The sequence below is a fragment of the Desulfosporosinus sp. BICA1-9 genome (assembly GCF_000802135.1).
This window is the reverse complement of sequence record NZ_JUEE01000114.1, coordinates 1-15,947: the sequence shown is the minus strand read 5'-3', so window position 1 is coordinate 15,947 and position 15,947 is coordinate 1. Positions and strand designations below refer to the sequence as shown.

General features: G+C 39.0%; 14 protein-coding genes and 4 pseudogenes. 14 read left to right on the top strand and 4 right to left on the bottom strand.

What is annotated here, in order from left to right:
* The coding region (locus JL57_RS14250; protein WP_291300097.1) for an IS607 family transposase at positions 1 to 440 on the bottom strand (440 nt) is incomplete at its 3' end.
* 46 nt (positions 441 to 486) lie between these two features.
* Between JL57_RS14250 and JL57_RS34450 the strand changes: the two genes are divergently transcribed.
* From JL57_RS34450 to JL57_RS14220, 7 genes and pseudogenes are all read left to right on the top strand, one after another.
* On the top strand, positions 487 to 720 hold the full coding sequence (locus JL57_RS34450; RefSeq protein ID WP_291300098.1) for a hypothetical protein: 234 nt from the start codon (positions 487 to 489) through the stop codon (positions 718 to 720).
* A 339-nt stretch (positions 721 to 1,059) separates the two neighbouring features.
* Positions 1,060 to 1,962 (top strand): MetQ/NlpA family ABC transporter substrate-binding protein, encoded by a 903-nt coding sequence (locus tag JL57_RS14245; protein ID WP_366557029.1) that lies wholly within the window; start codon positions 1,060 to 1,062, stop codon positions 1,960 to 1,962.
* A 300-nt stretch (positions 1,963 to 2,262) separates the two neighbouring features.
* Positions 2,263 to 2,676, top strand: a pseudogene (locus JL57_RS14240) (ATP-binding cassette domain-containing protein); the annotation flags it as partial.
* Positions 2,677 to 2,838: 162 nt separating this feature from the next.
* A pseudogene (locus tag JL57_RS14235) lies at positions 2,839 to 3,363 on the top strand (ABC transporter permease subunit); the annotation flags it as partial.
* Positions 3,364 to 3,450: 87 nt separating this feature from the next.
* Complete coding sequence (gene ytxJ, locus JL57_RS14230; RefSeq protein ID WP_291300096.1) at positions 3,451 to 3,819, top strand: bacillithiol system redox-active protein YtxJ; 369 nt, start codon at positions 3,451 to 3,453, stop codon at positions 3,817 to 3,819.
* A gap of 273 nt (positions 3,820 to 4,092) precedes the next feature.
* Complete coding sequence (locus tag JL57_RS14225) at positions 4,093 to 4,944, top strand: alpha/beta hydrolase (protein WP_034142697.1); 852 nt, start codon at positions 4,093 to 4,095, stop codon at positions 4,942 to 4,944.
* 78 nt (positions 4,945 to 5,022) lie between these two features.
* Positions 5,023 to 7,014, top strand: coding sequence for a heterodisulfide reductase-related iron-sulfur binding cluster (locus JL57_RS14220; RefSeq protein ID WP_034142696.1), 1,992 nt, complete (start codon positions 5,023 to 5,025; stop codon positions 7,012 to 7,014).
* 60 nt (positions 7,015 to 7,074) lie between these two features.
* Here the strand turns inward: JL57_RS14220 and JL57_RS14215 are convergent, their stop codons facing one another.
* Complete coding sequence (locus JL57_RS14215; protein ID WP_034142695.1) at positions 7,075 to 7,266, bottom strand: PspC domain-containing protein; 192 nt, start codon at positions 7,264 to 7,266, stop codon at positions 7,075 to 7,077.
* A gap of 126 nt (positions 7,267 to 7,392) precedes the next feature.
* Positions 7,393 to 7,467 carry a hypothetical protein gene (locus tag JL57_RS36430; protein WP_366557030.1) on the bottom strand — a complete coding sequence of 25 codons (75 nt, stop codon included), beginning with the start codon at positions 7,465 to 7,467 and terminating at the stop codon, positions 7,393 to 7,395.
* 287 nt (positions 7,468 to 7,754) lie between these two features.
* On the opposite strand from JL57_RS36430, the gene JL57_RS14210 reads away from it, so the two are divergent.
* The 5 genes and pseudogenes from JL57_RS14210 (at position 7,755) to JL57_RS14190 (ending at position 13,358) form a co-directional block, all read left to right on the top strand.
* Complete coding sequence (locus JL57_RS14210) at positions 7,755 to 10,220, top strand: glycogen/starch/alpha-glucan phosphorylase (RefSeq protein WP_034142694.1); 2,466 nt, start codon at positions 7,755 to 7,757, stop codon at positions 10,218 to 10,220.
* 478 nt (positions 10,221 to 10,698) lie between these two features.
* A pseudogene (locus JL57_RS14205) lies at positions 10,699 to 11,221 on the top strand (coenzyme F420 hydrogenase); the annotation flags it as partial.
* Positions 11,220 to 12,324 (top strand): annotated as a pseudogene (locus tag JL57_RS14200) (PLP-dependent aspartate aminotransferase family protein). The pseudogenes JL57_RS14205 and JL57_RS14200, both read left to right, overlap by 2 nt.
* A 39-nt stretch (positions 12,325 to 12,363) precedes the next feature.
* Positions 12,364 to 12,705: a NifB/NifX family molybdenum-iron cluster-binding protein gene (locus tag JL57_RS14195; RefSeq protein WP_034142693.1), complete on the top strand. Its 342-nt coding sequence runs from the start codon at positions 12,364 to 12,366 to the stop codon at positions 12,703 to 12,705.
* An 86-nt stretch (positions 12,706 to 12,791) separates the two neighbouring features.
* Complete coding sequence (locus tag JL57_RS14190; RefSeq protein WP_034142692.1) at positions 12,792 to 13,358, top strand: DUF502 domain-containing protein; 567 nt, start codon at positions 12,792 to 12,794, stop codon at positions 13,356 to 13,358.
* 151 nt (positions 13,359 to 13,509) lie between these two features.
* On the opposite strand, the gene JL57_RS34445 is transcribed toward JL57_RS14190, so the two are convergent.
* Entirely contained in the window at positions 13,510 to 13,683 is a 174-nt protein-coding gene (locus JL57_RS34445; protein ID WP_291300095.1) for a DUF1540 domain-containing protein, read from the bottom strand.
* A gap of 296 nt (positions 13,684 to 13,979) precedes the next feature.
* Here JL57_RS34445 and JL57_RS14185 point away from each other — a divergent pair, with 296 nt between their 5' ends.
* Positions 13,980 to 14,402, top strand: a complete 423-nt coding sequence (locus JL57_RS14185; RefSeq protein WP_291300094.1) for a YkvA family protein — start codon at positions 13,980 to 13,982, stop codon at positions 14,400 to 14,402.
* 322 nt (positions 14,403 to 14,724) lie between these two features.
* Positions 14,725 to 15,947, top strand: a 1,223-nt coding sequence (locus JL57_RS14180) for a sigma 54-interacting transcriptional regulator (protein WP_291300093.1), incomplete at its 3' end; no start/stop codon positions are given.

Genomic DNA, 15,947 nt, shown 5'->3' with positions numbered 1-15,947 from the left:
AGGTACCGAAAGCCGAATCTGGCTAACCGATCCTTGTACTCAATGAAGACGATATCTGTCAAACCATCCGCAACCATATTGAGTAATTTGGTTAATTCTCTACGATTCTCGTTAAGACCGGATGCTATTTCTTTAAACTCGGCAACCACTTGATAGTTTCGTCGTTTAGCAATATCTTTCAAACGGTCTAATTGTCGATCCAAGTTACCACTATCCGCTTGTATTTGGTTTGAAACCCGAGCATAAATAACACACCTGTTACCCTTTAAGGTTTCTGTTCCTAATCCCATAGCTGACGTTAATTCATTTTCTAAATATCGGCGATGACCTCCGGGCGTTCTAATCGGATGTAATATTCCTTGAGTTTCCCAGAGTTTTAAGCTGTTAATGCACACATTGTAAATTTTCTTAATTTCCACTGCCGTTAAATACCGTAACATTTTTATCACCACCCTATGGTTAATTATACCATAGGATTTGGATGATTTGGGTAGTTTTGGTGTGTTTGTAACGAAATATTATAGAATATCAGGAACTGCTACATCCTCCCTAGATATTAGCAAATTACAGACCCCTCTTGCGCATCCTTCTTATCTATACGACCAAAAAGGCAACCGAATTTCCGAGCTTTCATCCTCAAGGATTGAACCTGTTACTGGACAGCAAATCCCTCTAATCATGAAAAAGGCTATTATTGCGGTTGAAGACCGTCGTTATTAATTAAATCTTATCTAGAGCCCTAAAATCTACTTCAGTTATCCCTTTTGAGATTCCTCAGGACTACATCGAGCAGAATAAACTATCCAACAAATTTTATAAGTGGTTCCAAGATAATTTTAAGGAAAACGAGGATAAAGGCAAAGGTAAAAATAAAGGCAAAGACAAGGATTAAGATGAAGGTATTCAATAATGGAGGATATCGTTAAAAAACTTGCTGATGATGTCTAAACCGAATTTATTCTTTGCCCGCAGGAAAAAGGAATAATAGGTCCTATGTCGAAGATATTATGGTTGTATAATAGAATAAAGGTAGTTCAAGATGAGGAGTGTCGAGAATAAATGAGAAAACAACGTTTAGGGATTAATTTGTTAGGAATTTTACTTAGCCTAGCTATCTTAGTGACTGGGTGCTCAGCGCCCACAGCCTCTGACAGCCCAGCACCGAAAAGTGAAGCTAAACCAGTTAAAATTGGACTATTGCCGATTGAAGATAATTTACCGTTCTATGTTGCCGAAAAAGACGGACTCTACACTAAGGAAGGGGTTCAAGTAGAACTCATCAGTTTTGCAAGTGCTTTAGAGCGAGATGCTGCACTTCAAGCAGGTCAAATTGATGGAGAAGTTGCTGATATCCTTGCAGTTGCCTTAATGAAGAAAATAGGTACTGACGTGAAAATTGCTTCCATCGGACTAGGAGCGACTCCGCAAGAAGGACGATTTGCCATTCTGTCCTCTCCGAAGTCTAATATTAAAGATATGGCAGGGCTAAAAGGAGCGACTCTAGGAATATCCCAAAACTCGATTATTGACTATGTCAGTGATCAGATGCTCACTGATAAAGGAGTCCTGTTAAGCGATGTTAAGAAGATGTCGATTCCTAAAATGCCCGTGCGCTTAGATATGTTGCTTTCGGATCAGATTAATGCAGCTTGTCTACCTGATCCCTTAGCCTCACTCGCACAAGCAAAAGGGGCTCAGGTACTTGTAGATGATACATACAGGAATATTTCCCAGACCGTTTTCCTATTTCGTACGAAAAGTATCGCAGACAACCCCGAGGGGGTTAAAGCTGTCATTCGGGCCTATGGTTCAGCCGGACAAGCGCTAACTAATAATCCTGATCAATATCGTGCCCTTTTCTTAGAAAAAGCACAAATTCCACCTGATTTAAAGGAAAGTTATAAGACTCCGACGTTCTCTAAACTCCAGTTGCCAACCGAGGAAGAATCAAGAGTGTTATGAAATGGATGGTCGAAAAAAACCTCATTCCTCAAGCTTATGACTATCAAGAGTTAGTTGATCTCAATCTTCTACCAAAATCGTAGTTCAATCTTCGATATTTGAAAGTTGGCGTACGAAGACCATGGAGCTTCGCCCTCACATGTCAAACTTTACGTTTCGATCCACGAATCACGAACTTCGTACCTCGAGTTTGGCTTCCGATTTCTGACATCTAGTATGACATCTATAATAAGGAGAGTATAACCTGTGATTGAAGTTTCTCATTGTAATTTAGCCTACATTCAAGGATCATCACAGGTCATGGTCTATGACAATTTTGATTTGAAGATTGAACCAGGAGAAAGCCTAGTTCTAATAGGTCCATCAGGTTGTGGAAAAAGCACTCTCCTTTACCTTTTAGCGGGATTGTTGCGACCCACAGGCGGAGAGATCAAGATTTGGGGAGAGAAAGTAGTAGAGACTCGCCAAAAAAAAGCCTTTATTCTGCAAGAATATGGGCTGTTTCCTTGGCTAAATGTCATTCAAAACGTTAATCTGGGTTTGCGGGTTAGGCATCTGCCTAAACGAAAGTATCAGGGTATCGTAGATGAAATGATCCATAAAATGGGGTTGTGGGAAGTGCGGCATCATTTTCCCAGCCAGTTGAGCGGAGGGCAAAGACAGAGAGTGGCCTTGGCCAGAGCATTAACACTTCAACCAGATCTACTCTTGATGGATGAGCCTTTGTCAGCTCTTGATGCCTTGACCCGTGAACGGCTGCAAAGCCTTTTATTAGAGATTTGGCAGGAACAAAAATTAACGACAGTTTTAGTGACCCACAGTATTGAAGAGGCTGTTTTTCTGGGCAGTCGAATTTTAGTGCTTGTGGATGGTCGGTTGATTATGGGATATGAACGAAAGATTGACCGATTTTTAGCCCCTTTAGTTTATCTTACTTATCCAATTCCAAAAATTGTCTTCCTTCCCCTAATTCTCTTGTTTCTAGGCTTGGGAGACCAATCAAAGATTTTTCTGATTACCTTCATTGTTTTCTTTCAAATATTAGTCACAACTCGGGATGCAGTCCGCAAAGTTCAATCTGAAACGATTTCCTCGCTACGGTCCTTAGGTGGAAATCGTGCCCAAGTTTATCGGTACGTGCTTTTACCCGCAAGTTTGCCGGATGTTTTGACCGCTCTTCGCCTGAGCATGGGAACAGCTATTGCTGTCTTGTTCTTTGCCGAATCATTTGCCACGACTGAAGGGCTGGGATACTTCATTATGGATTCTTGGAGCCGAGCTGTTCCAGATGAGATGTTCGCAGGAATTATTATGATGGCTCTGTTAGGGGTCAGTTTGTTTGTTGTCGTAGATCTCTTGGAAAAGGTCCTTTGCCGTTGGCAGGATTTAAAAGGGAACTGAGCGAACTATCTCTAACTAACCAAGAAGGTCAATATGCATAGTATCCTATGGTTATAGAACAATAGTGTACTAAAGGAGTGAAAAACCGTGGCTGAATTCAAAGAAATAAGTAGTTCTCAAATGTTGAGTGATGTTCTCAACGAGTCGTGTCAGCGCAAAATTGTTATTTTCAAACACAGCACGACGTGTCCAGTGAGTGCTCGAGCCTGGAGTGAGGTTCAGAATTTTATCAGTGAAAGTACGAATGAGGTCCTTGTAACCATGATCAAGGTAATTGAATCTCGTCCGGTTTCCAATCAAGTGGCTGAAGAGTTAGGGATCAAGCATCAATCTCCTCAAGTGCTCCTCGTGAGTGATCGACAGGTTTTGTGGAATGCTTCTCATCAGTCAGTGACAGAAAGTAATATTATTAAGGCACTGGAAGGGGAGTCCCAGCCTTTCAATATAAGCCTATAATATAGCCTATGAGACCTATTTATACTTTTTCCTTAGACTCAAAACACGCCCTTAGTTAATGCTGAGGGCGTTAGTTTATGTTCTATTTAGACAAAGTAGCCTAATGAAGAGACTTAATCAGGCTAACTTTTACAAATACTAGAATAAATAAAGGTGATTGAATAGCAATCAGAGAATATATAGCTATTTTCTCGTACCTACTCTGGAGTTGGAACACAATGATTAAAGTGTTTTAGTGCTTAGAGGATATTAGTAAGGGGGTGCCAGCTACTCATGAAGTATAGAAAATTTGAGTTTAGACTTAATGACGGGGCTGCTCTTTTTGCTCGGGAGTGGCGACCTGAGCACGATGTTAAGGGAGTTGTTTGCCTTGTCCATGGAATGGGAGAACATAGTGGTCGGTATGCTCATTTGGCCTTGGCCTTAACCCAAGCAGGCTACGCACTAATGAGCTATGATCAACGTGGCCATGGAAAATCGTTGGGTCAGCGAGGCCATACATCGTCCTATGAAACCCTGTTGGATGATATTGAATGTTTCAAACAAGAGTGTTTAAATCATTTTCCAAAGATACCTTTTTTCCTATATGGACATAGCCTAGGTGGTAACCTAGTACTTAATTATTGTTTACGCCGCCAGCCTAAATTCCAGGGAGTTATTGTAACGAGTCCTTGGCTTCGCTTGACCATTGAACCATCTGCGCGTGTTAGACTTTTAGCCTCATTAATGAATAAAGTTTGGCCTACTTTTTCACTGCCGAGTGGTATCGATGTTTATGCTTTATCTCATGATCTCAGCATTCTCGATACTTATAACTTAGATCCTCTTGTCCACGACCGAATTTCTGTCCGAATGTTTACGACGGTAGACCAGGCAGGATTCTGGGCGGTGGAAAATGCTGCCCAGTTTGATTTACCCTTGTTACTCATGCACGGCGGGAACGATCGCATTACATCCTCTGATGCTTCGTCAAAATTTGCTGCACAGATCAAGAAAGACTGTACCTTGAAAATTTGGCCCGGCTTGTATCATGAGCTTCATAATGAACCCGAAAAGACAGAAATAATAGCCTATTTAATAAACTGGTTAGATTCTCTGACCATCGAAGCTAAAAATAGTCAATAATTTATGATATAATTATTAATTATACCTTACTCTAAAATGGGGTAAGGTATTTCGATGTACAAGGTGTAGAGGTGTAACATGGAGGCAACAAGGGAGATCTATTGGAATATTGACGGTAAGGGCATCATGTATATCATTGCTCTGATAGCATTGATCATTTTCGTAGTGGGCTTTATCCAAAAGATTCGCAGCTGGCATAGGGGACGCCCTATCGTTTACGATAACCTAGGTCTAAGATTTAAGCTGTTTTTTTCAGCCATTATCAACCATGACAGAGGAGTTTTTAGGGGAAGCTTTCGACGGTTCATGCATTTGAGCGTTTTTTATGGGTTTCTAATGTTAACCTTCGGAACGTTGGTCATTGCCATCCAGGATCACTTTGAAATTCCGCTCTTCTATGGAAAGAAGTATTTAATTCTTAGCTTATTGCTTGACTTATTTGGATTATTGACCATGATAGGCATTGTAATGGCCACCTATAAACGATATATTTATAAACCGGATCATGAAGAATACTCCTATGATGACGCGATTTTGCTTATCCTTGTTTTTACGATCCTCTTTACTGGTTTCCTGTTAGAGGGCTTGCGGATATATTCAACTGCTGATCCTTGGGCCTGGTGGTCACCTGTAGGTCTAATGTTCTCCGTAGTAACTCAAAAATCCGGATTATCCCTTCCAATGGCCTTAGACCTGCATGGTTTTCTTTGGTATTTTCATATGCTTTTAACCTTTAGCTTTATCGCCTATATTCCTTATTCAAAATTGTTTCACATGGTGGCATCACCGCTGAACATTTTCCTTAGATCATTCTCTCCATCAGGCACCTTGACTCCAATTGCTATCCTTCCTAACGGTGCAGAGAAGATTGGTGCTGGACGTCTTGAAGAGTTTACGAAGAAACAGCTTCTCGAATTAGATGCTTGTATTTCCTGTGGAAGGTGTCAAAAGGGTTGCCCAGCCTATATGAGTGGAACACCTTTATCTCCCAAAAAAGTGATCCAAAGTTTGAAAAGGCACGCTACAGAAAGGAACTCTCTATTCAGAAGAGACCTCTCTAAAGCATCCCTGATAATCGATAAGGTTATTTCTAAAGAATCATTATTAGCTTGTTCGACATGTGGACTTTGCGAAGAAAAATGTCCAATGTCTATCGAACATGTTAAAAGAATCGTTGACATGCGCAGAAGCTTAAGCTCTGAGGATAAAAGCTATCCGCTTGAGGTTCAGTCAATCTTTGAGACTCTCTCTAGTAAGGGAAATCCTTGGGGATTAAGTCAAGCTAATAAGTATTATTTTGCTGGTGAGTCACAAATTCCTCAACTTAGTGAAAAGAAGCAGACAGATATCCTCTATTGGGTGGGGTGTTTTGGATCCTATGAATCCAGAAATCAGAAAGTCTCTCAGGCTATGTTCAAAATTTTAGATAAAGCGGGAATCGATTACGCTGTTTTGGGAATGGAAGAAAAATGTTGTGGAGATTCCGTAAGGCGTCTGGGTAATGAGAAGCTCTTTCAACAATTAGCCCACGAAAACATCCTAAATTTAAACCGCTATGAATTTAAGACCATCGTGACTCATTGTCCTCATTGTTTCAACACTCTTAAAAATGAGTATCCTCAGTTCGGTGGGAATTATCAAGTAATACACCATTCCGAATTCATTTTAGATCTTATTAAGTCTCAAAAAATAAACCTAAAGGGAGTCCAAAAAGGCAAAGTCACCTTTCATGATCCCTGCTATTTAGGGAGATATAATGCTCTATATCAGGCACCCAGAGAGGTCTTAGCCTCAATTCCAGGGTTAGAACTGGTAGAAATGAAGAATAATCGGACTTGGGCCTTCTGTTGTGGAGGGGGCGGTGGTCGAGTATGGGTAAAAAATGAAAGCGACGCAAAGGATGCACGAATTAATGACTTGTTGGTAAAGAAAGCTCTGAGAACTGAATCTGATATCCTGGCCAGCGCATGCTCGTTATGTTTAACGACGTTAACAGAAGCAATTTCTACTTTAGAGGCAGATATTGAAAATAAGGATATTGCAGAACTCGTAAGCGACGCTCTTGATTAAACAGAGAAAACTTGGCCAACCGCCAAGCCTTTAGGCTTTGGCGGTTGGCCGAATGTAAGTTTAGTATTTGGATTCTAATGGGATGACCAGCCAAGCAACCAGATAGGCTAAAAATCCTGTTCCTCCTAAGAAGAGAAGAAGTATTGCACCAATCCGTACGAGGCTGGGATCTAAATTTAGGTATTCGGCCAATCCTCCGCATACACCACCGAGTTGTTTATCAAGGTTAGATCGATACAAGCGTTTCGACATAACTTTCCCTCCCTTTCAAATTATCTTTCTAAAATTTATGTTCTAGGCTGTTTGTGTATCACACTCTTAATACGTAGTAAGAGCTATATTTGTTACACTTTGAGGAAATAAATATTTAGTGCTTAATTACTTGGAGAATATTGTAAAAAATAGAGAAGAGTTTTTACCGGTCGATGGTAAAGACTCTTTTTTTAACGTTATTAAACTGTCTTTGTTACAATTCTGGTTGGAGGCAATTTGTTTACCTTCTGCATATGCTGTAAATACACACCAAAGTGGAAAGTGTAATCTGAGGCCAAACAGAACATATCTATAGTATTGACGAAACTTGTCAGTAAATAATTCCTATAAAATGAAAGGAAAAACAATTGCCAAGGAGAATGATAACTAAAACCACGAATTTGCGTATTTTTTATTGTTAGGGTTGTTCACTTGACAGCAGTTAAATAAATAATAATGTTGAATAAAGTATTGGAGGTACATAATCTATGTTTAAGGATAAAGAAAGCTTTAAGCAAGCCTTTTTGATGAAGTTAATTGAGGGGGAAGGAATTACTACAGATGAAGCAACCTCTTGGGATAAATTTGTTACCTTGGTCTTGTTGCTAAAAGAAAAAACGAGCTATTATCGGGCCATAAACAAAAACTCAATTTCTCAAGGCAAGCAAGTCTATTACTTTTCCATGGAGTTTCTGATCGGTAAGCTTCTGCATAATTATTTGGTAAACTTTAAGATCGAGGATCTAGTGAGAGCTGGTTTATTAGAGTTAGGTATTAATCTCGATGAGCTATTGGAGCAAGAAGTAGATCCTGGCCTAGGTAATGGGGGGTTAGGAAGATTAGCAGCTTGTTTCCTCGATTCGATGGCTTTCTTAGGAATTGATGGTCATGGTAATGGGATTCGCTATAAGTATGGGTTATTTGAACAAAAGATTGTTGGCGGCCACCAAGTTGAGGTGGCGGATAACTGGCTTAAGAATGGTTATCCATGGGAAACAAGAAAGCCGGATAAGGCCGTGATTGTTAAATTCAAGGGAACTGTGAGAACTGAGTTCAGAGATGGGCGAGCAATCTTTAACCATGAGAACTATGAACAAGTCTTAGCTGTGCCTTATGATGTTCCGATTATGAGTTATGACAATTCAAGGTATATCAATAACTTAAGGTTATGGAGTGCTGAAACGATCTGCAGCGAACTAGATTTGGCCTGTTTCAATCGTGGCGAGTTCAATCAAGCCACCAGTTTTAAGTCGGAAGTAGAGGCAATTTCCTATATTCTATACCCAGATGATAGTAGTCGAGCAGGAAGAGAGTTAAGGCTTAAACAAGAATATTTCTTTGTTGCTGCAGGGTTAGGGACGATTGTACGAAGTTATAAAAAAAGGAACCATTTAAGTTCTTTACATGACTTCTCTCGACGTGTCTCAGTTCATATCAATGATACTCATCCAGTGTTATGTATTCCTGAGCTGATGCGCATCTTGATCGATGAAGAAAGAATGGGCTGGGATGAAGCTTGGAATATCACTGTCAACACTATGTCATTTACCAATCATACGGTTATGCCAGAAGCTATGGAAAAATGGCCAATTGAGATGGTTAAAAATCTTTTGCCAAGAATTTATTTAATTATTGAGGAAATCGATCGAAGATTTAAAGAAGATTTAACTGCCCGTTATATGGATGATGAGGAAGTGATACGCAACACCCATATTTTAAAAGATGGCTATGTTTGGATGGCTAATTTGGCTATTATCGGTAGTTCATCTGTCAACGGGGTTGCGCAATTACATACCAAAATTCTTAAGAATGAGGTTTTTAAAGATTACTATCGAGTTTTTGGCTACAAATTTAATAATAAAACAAATGGAGTTAATCACAGGCGATTTTTATTAGCTGCAAATCCTAAATTATCTCACTTGATCACAGAGGCAATCGGCCCCAACTGGCAGGAAGATGCCGGAGAACTCACGAAACTTCACGTCTTAAAGGATGATGATAGTTTTTTGGAACAACTCGCTAAGGTTAAATACGAAAACAAATGCCGATTAGCCGAGCGGGTTAAGTCAAAATATGGGCTGGTCCTTGACCCGCAGTCAATTTTTGATGTTCAAGTGAAGAGAATTCATGCTTACAAACGACAATTGCTCAACGTGTTGAAGATCATGCACTTATATAATAAAGGGTTAAATGAGCCGGAGGCTTTGTCAGGATCACAAACGTTCATTTTCGGTGGAAAGGCCGCGCCGGGCTATCACTATGCTAAAACTGTGATTAAGCTGATTAATACTCTGAGCACAAAAATTGAACAAGATTCTCGGGTCAACCAAAAACTTAAGGTCGTATTCTTAGAGAACTTTAATGTCTCTCAAGGAGAATTGATTTATCCAGCAGCTGACATTAGTGAACAGATCTCTACTGCCAGTAAAGAAGCTTCCGGAACAGGAAATATGAAATTCATGATGAATGGGGCCCTCACCTTAGGAACTTTAGATGGAGCCAATGTCGAAATTAAAGAAGCTGTAGGTGAGAATAATATCTTCATCTTTGGGCTTAGCGCTGAACAAGTATTGGCTTATACCTGTGATGGAGGATATAAGCCATGGGATGAATACCACAACAACTATGATATTAGAACGTGTGTGGATCAATTAAATAGTGGATTTTTCGATAATATGGGTGAAGAATTTAGGACATTATATGATTCCCTGATGATCTATAATGACGAGTTTTTTGTCTTAAAAGATTTTAGTTCATATCTCGAAATGCATCAAAAGCTCCAAGTGCTTTATCTGAATCAAAAGGATTGGAACCAAATTTGTTTGGCCAATATTGCTAATTCAGGAGTCTTTTCCAGTGATAGAACGATTAGAGAATATGCCGATTGGATATGGAAGATTAGATACCGAACCGTGAACAGTATTTCTTCTCAGAATCGCTCGCGGATATTCTAAATGGCATTAACTATGTAGTCTATGCTCTCTCGAACGATCCCTATCTTGTTGAGTGTTCACAATTTTCCACTTGCTAAAGAGGATAGTAAGAAGCACTTACAAAGTATTCTGGGACTTCCTTTAAGCGGAGATGCCTAAATCATATGCGTAATAGTGAGTGTCGTAAAAACCCGGCTTTTCTTAAAGGAGGAAAACCGGGTTTTTTCGACATTTTTCTAGCTAATCTATAAAAACTATTGACTTGAATTACAATCATGCACTATAATAAATCCTAATCTATTATAAACATATCGGAATACATATGTATTAAATTAGTTATAACATATGGATCCAAGTGAGTTTTCTTCTCCGATATCCAACTTACTGAGTCGGGATTGGTTCGGCTAAGCTTAGCTTAGCTTAGCTAGAGTTAAGATTGACCGAAGAAAGCTTTCCTTAGGGATTCATCGTATCAAAATAGAAAGCGAGTGTTGAAGAGATGGCTAAGCTTGATAATAAGTCGTTAAAAAAAAATGGGTTTTATGAGGCAGATTCAGGTGGATACTTTTTCAATGAGAATAAAGGTTGTCGGAGGTCAATTAAGAGCAGAAAAGTTAAAAAAGGTCTATGAAATTGCTCAGGTCTATGGCGATGGATATATTCATATTACATCAAGACAAGGGATTGAAATCCCTTTTATTAAGCTTGAGAATATTGATACCATAAAAAAGGAATTACTTAAAGCGGGATTAGAGCTAGGGTCTAGTGGGCCTAGGGTAAGAGCAGTTACCGCTTGTCTGGGAAGCGCTATCTGTCCAAGCGGCTTGATTGATACAACAGCACTTGCCAATCAACTTGATAAACGATATTTTGCCAAAGACCTTCCCCATAAGTTTAAAATGGGAGTTACAGGGTGTCGGAATAACTGTTTGAAAGCGGAAGAAAATGACCTTGGGGTAAAAGGTGGCATTCAACCGAGCTGGGAGAAGATGGACTGTAGTTTCTGCGGCATATGTCAAGCTGGGGAATCGACTAGATCCAACGGGAGCCATTAGTTTTCCTGTCTATTATTCAGCAACATTTAGCCATCCCGCACTTGGTGAAAGTACTGGCTTTGATTATTCACGTTCAGGTAATCCTACCCGTCAGGTTTTGGAACAGGCGATTGCCCAGTTAGAAGGGCGGATTAGAGGCTTTGCCTTTTCTTCAGGTATGGCAGCGATTACAACTTTATTAGGCTTGTTTAAATCCGGTGATCACTTAATTCTTACTGAGGATTTGTACGGGGGTACATATCGCTTATTGAATAATGTCTTTTGTAATTATGGAATAGAGGTCTCGTTTGTTGACACAAGCGATATAACTAGCGTTTGTAAGGCCTTAAAACCCAGTTCTAAGGCTATAATCTTTGAAACTCCTACCCAATCCGTTACTGCGAATAGCAGATATTAAGACTCTGTCCGAATTGGCTAAATCTAAAAACCTCTTGAGTATTGTAGACAACACCTTTATGACCCCAATTTTACAACGCCCTTTAGAATTGGGTGCAGACATTGTCATCCATAGTGCTACCAAATTTCTGGGAGGACATAATGATGTTATAGCAGGTTTAGTAGCCGTCAAAAATGAACAACTAGCAGAAAAAATTAGCTATTTGCAGAATGCTATGGGAGCAGTTTTAGGTCCCCAAGATTCTTGGTTATTAATTCGAGGATTAAAGACGTTAGGCCTGCGTATCACTGCCCAAGAAACAAATGCTAAGGGTCTTGCTCAGTGGTTATCGACTCATTCTCTAGTGGCAAAAACCTATTATCCAGGGCTAACAGACCATCCGGGTCATAATGTTTTAAAAACGCAGGCGGAGGGCTTCGGGGCTATAATCTCTTTCGAATTAAAAGCAGTAGAGCTTATCCCTAAGGTCCTACGGCAAGTCAAAATTATTTCTTTTGCAGAAAGTCTAGGTGGAGTGGAGAGCTTAATAACTTATCCTTGGACTCAGACCCATGCAGATATACCTATTCAAACCAGAGAGCGCTTGGGAGTTAATGACCGTTTACTTAGATTCTCAGTAGGAATTGAAGATGTTCAGGATTTAATAGACGATTTATCACAGGTTTTGGGCTAAAGGTTAGTATTGGAAAATAGATTATTTGGAGGAATTCTAATGTCTTATAGAGTAGCTGTGGCAAGTAGTGATGGTAAGTATATTAATCAACATTTTGGTAGAGCAAGACAATTTTTAATTTTTGATGTTAACGATAATAAATATGAGTTCTATGAATTGCGAAAAAATGATCCACTTTGTTCCGGTCAGGATCATAACGAGGATCAAATGTCAAGAACGGTGGAACTGCTGGCTGATTGTAGAGAGGTATTGGTAAGTCAAATTGGTCCAGGAGCCATACAAGCTTTGGCTTTAAAAGGAATAAAATACCGCATAGTGCCCGATTTTATTGAGGATGTACTGAAAAGTATAAATCAAGAATTTGACATTGGAAGTAATTAATAGAATAATAGGTATAATAGATTTATTAATCTTTTGTATATTTAAAATAAGTCTATTATATTTTTGGCAATTGGAGAGGGGTAAATTTGAAAAAATTTATTGGGGTTTTTCTAAAGGGTCTCTTAGTCCTAACTCCTGTAGCAATTACATTTTACATTCTATATAGTATGTTTTTACTAACTGATGGCTTATTTAAAGGGATGCTGGAGCGTGCGGGCTTATATTTTCCTGGGTTCGGAGTGATTGTTACACTCGCCGTGATCTTTCTAGTAGGTTTATTAGCCTCAAACTGGTTGACGAACCGATTCCTAAATTATTTAGATAAGATCTTTAATAAAGTGCCACTTCTTGGTAGTATCTATGGAATTATTAAAGACACTGTGAATTCTTTTTCAGCGAATAAAAAAGGCTTTTCTCGTTTAGTCGTGGTCAATATGTCCAATGAACTTAAGCTTTTGGGATTCCTCACGAATGATGAAGAAAGCGCATTTATTCCAAAGGGTTACGTGGCAGTCTACTTAATGCAATCAATGCAATGGGCCGGAAATCTCATTCTTGTGCCGGAAGAGAAAGTTCAACAGCTCGAAGTATCTTCTGAAGATGCCTTAAAGTTTATTGCTTCTGCTGGGCTTTTAAGTAAGAAGGCAACTTAACGAATGCCTATTGATCAGTAAATCATAATCATGGATGGCAGTTTGCTGCTCAGGAGCGTTTAAGTTTGTTATTTAAGTCATTTAAGGCTTGCCCAAGTAGGGCAAGCCTTAAATTTTAATAATGAAAAAGCTGACTTTTTAACTTGATAAATTACTCGGGGAGAAACGTTGCGCAATCTGTCATTTCAGTATTTTTGGCATTTGGAGATTGAACTTCGATCTTGTCTGCATAGCAATGATCTCCGCTACCATAATAATGGCAAGTATTTACTACACATTTAATTCCACCGTTAGGTTGAGGCATCTTTTGAGCGCGTCCTGACATTTTGACATCCTCCTTTATTTTCAATTCCCTAATATTATTGTCCAGATTCTCAGATTATATGAATACCAATTTCTAACGTTATTGTTTTGCTTGTATTTAATAATGCTTCGGATGATCTAAAACAGTATGACGTAAGCCAAAACCAAAATATCCTAATTAAAGTGGATAGCTGTATGATATAATATTGATTAAATTCACAAAAGCTAGCTTTAATATTTTTTGCCTTATCAGTCAAGAGCCATAGAATAAAGCGTTTTACCGTTCGATTAACAGCAGGATAAGGAGAGTCGTCAATAATGGATATGAAGCTCGAAAAGAAGAGACTGGCACCCTTTAAAGCGAAGGCGAACGAATATCTTAAGGATAAGAAAAAATCGTTAGGCCTTCTCAATGAAGCATTGCAAAAAGCTACTACGAACCGAACCGCATTGGGTGAAACCTGGGAGAAGTTACAGCTATTATTCGGGGTGTTAAGAGATTGGATTAACGGCAACTATAAGGAGATGCCCAAGCGCTCACTTTTGATAATTGTCTTAGGGATCGTCTATTTCGTTTCTCCTCTGGACGGAATCTTCGACTATATTCCCTTTGCAGGGTTAGTGGATGACGCTGCAGTAGCGGGCTTTGTCATTACTCAAGTTAGTGTTGATCTAGACAGATATAAACTATGGAAAAAGCAAGTCGAATCCGGAATAGAATCAGATCAACCAGATAGCTAATTAGTTCAACACAATACATCAACTTCCTAAGAGTGTGTGATTATGATGGAATTAGTCTACAATATTGAACACTCAGTGCGTATAGATAGTGCTCTTGTCCAAAAAATGAAATTGATTTTTTAAATAAGTAAGGTGGAAGTAAGAAATAGTACTTCCACCTTACTTATTTTTATGTGAATCAAATCAATCCAAGCTAGACATAAATTGTGTGATATTTATTAAATATTCCTAAAATTCTATCTATACTAGGAGAAAAATTAGTTGTAAAATTATATTAAGGTACAAACTCTAAATAAATCTAGCTAGAAAAGCGGGTGAGCTAATGAAGAGGATATCGGGATTTACCAAATCGTTACTAATGTCTGAAATAAAAATTAACCAATCCTATGTTCAGCAAATAGCAGAAGTGATCGCAGCAGTGATAGAATTTGAGGTTGCAATCATTGATAAAAATTTAGAAGTTATCGCAGGGACCGGAAAATATCGGGGTGAGATTGGTATTGTTTACGGCGAAGGATCTATCACGGAGCAAATCATTAATAGTGGTGGCAATTTTATCTTAGATGATGAACCACTTAAACATAGGATTTGCAAAGACTGTAATCAAAAAATTATCTGCAAACTCAAAGCCGCAATACTTTCTCCAATCGTATTAAACGGATATGTAATTGGAACAATATCAATTTTTGCTTTCGATGAAGTGGAAAAGAATCAGCTGCTTTCTAACCGAGACAAGTTGCAAGATTTTTTAATGAAGATTTCAGCCTTAACAAGTAGTAAGATTGGTGAGAATCAAATGCATGGTCGCCTCTCATTAATGGCAAACCAATTTAGCGCTGTCATAAACTCTATTGTCGAGGGACTCGTAGCGATTGATCATGCAGGTTTTATAACCCATATTAATAAATCTGCCGAAAAGTTATTGAGTATTTCTACTCAACAAGCTTGTGGGCAACACATTAATGATATTTTCCCTGAGTTTTCTGTTCCTAAAGTGTTGAGCTTTGGACAACATTATGCCGAACAAGAAATCAAGTTTAAAAACAAGGAAGAACTATGCTTATTTATCAGTACGATTACACCTATAAAAATGGATCAGGAAATTATCGGTTTGGTTATTTCCTTCCGAAGCATTCGTGAGCTGCGAAAATTAGCAGGACGATTGATTCGAGAAGATCGCAAATATACTCTTGACGGAATATTAGGGACCAGTAAAGCGATGACTATGCTTAAGCAAAAAATGCAACTTGTCGCTGCAACAGACTCGACAATCTTAATTACAGGCGAGAGTGGAACCGGTAAAGAGTTATTTGCCCGAGCTATTCACGAAGAAAGCCATCGAAAAAACGGCCCATTTATCGCCATAAATTGCGGAGCTATTCCGGAGGCGCTCCTGGAGAGCGAACTTTTTGGGTATGAAGAAGGAGCCTTCACGGGAGCTAGTCGCGGTGGTAAACCAGGAAAATTCGAACTAGCGGATGGTGGAACAATATTTCTCGATGAAATTGGTGACATGCCGATGCATCTTCAGGTGAAGTTGTTACG

Bases quoted from the DNA above. Each gene is read 5' to 3' on its own strand.
- JL57_RS14245 (WP_366557029.1), top strand. From the start codon at position 1,060: ATGAGAAAACAACGTTTAGGGATTAATTTGTTAGGAATTTTACTTAGC.
- JL57_RS14225 (WP_034142697.1), top strand. From the start codon at position 4,093: ATGAAGTATAGAAAATTTGAGTTTAGACTTAATGACGGGGCTGCTCTT.
- JL57_RS14220 (WP_034142696.1), top strand. From the start codon at position 5,023: ATGGAGGCAACAAGGGAGATCTATTGGAATATTGACGGTAAGGGCATC.
- JL57_RS14215 (WP_034142695.1), bottom strand. From the start codon at position 7,266: ATGTCGAAACGCTTGTATCGATCTAACCTTGATAAACAACTCGGTGGT.
- JL57_RS14210 (WP_034142694.1), top strand. From the start codon at position 7,755: ATGTTTAAGGATAAAGAAAGCTTTAAGCAAGCCTTTTTGATGAAGTTA.
- JL57_RS14195 (WP_034142693.1), top strand. From the start codon at position 12,364: ATGTCTTATAGAGTAGCTGTGGCAAGTAGTGATGGTAAGTATATTAAT.
- JL57_RS34445 (WP_291300095.1), bottom strand. From the start codon at position 13,683: ATGTCAGGACGCGCTCAAAAGATGCCTCAACCTAACGGTGGAATTAAA.
- JL57_RS14185 (WP_291300094.1), top strand. From the start codon at position 13,980: ATGGATATGAAGCTCGAAAAGAAGAGACTGGCACCCTTTAAAGCGAAG.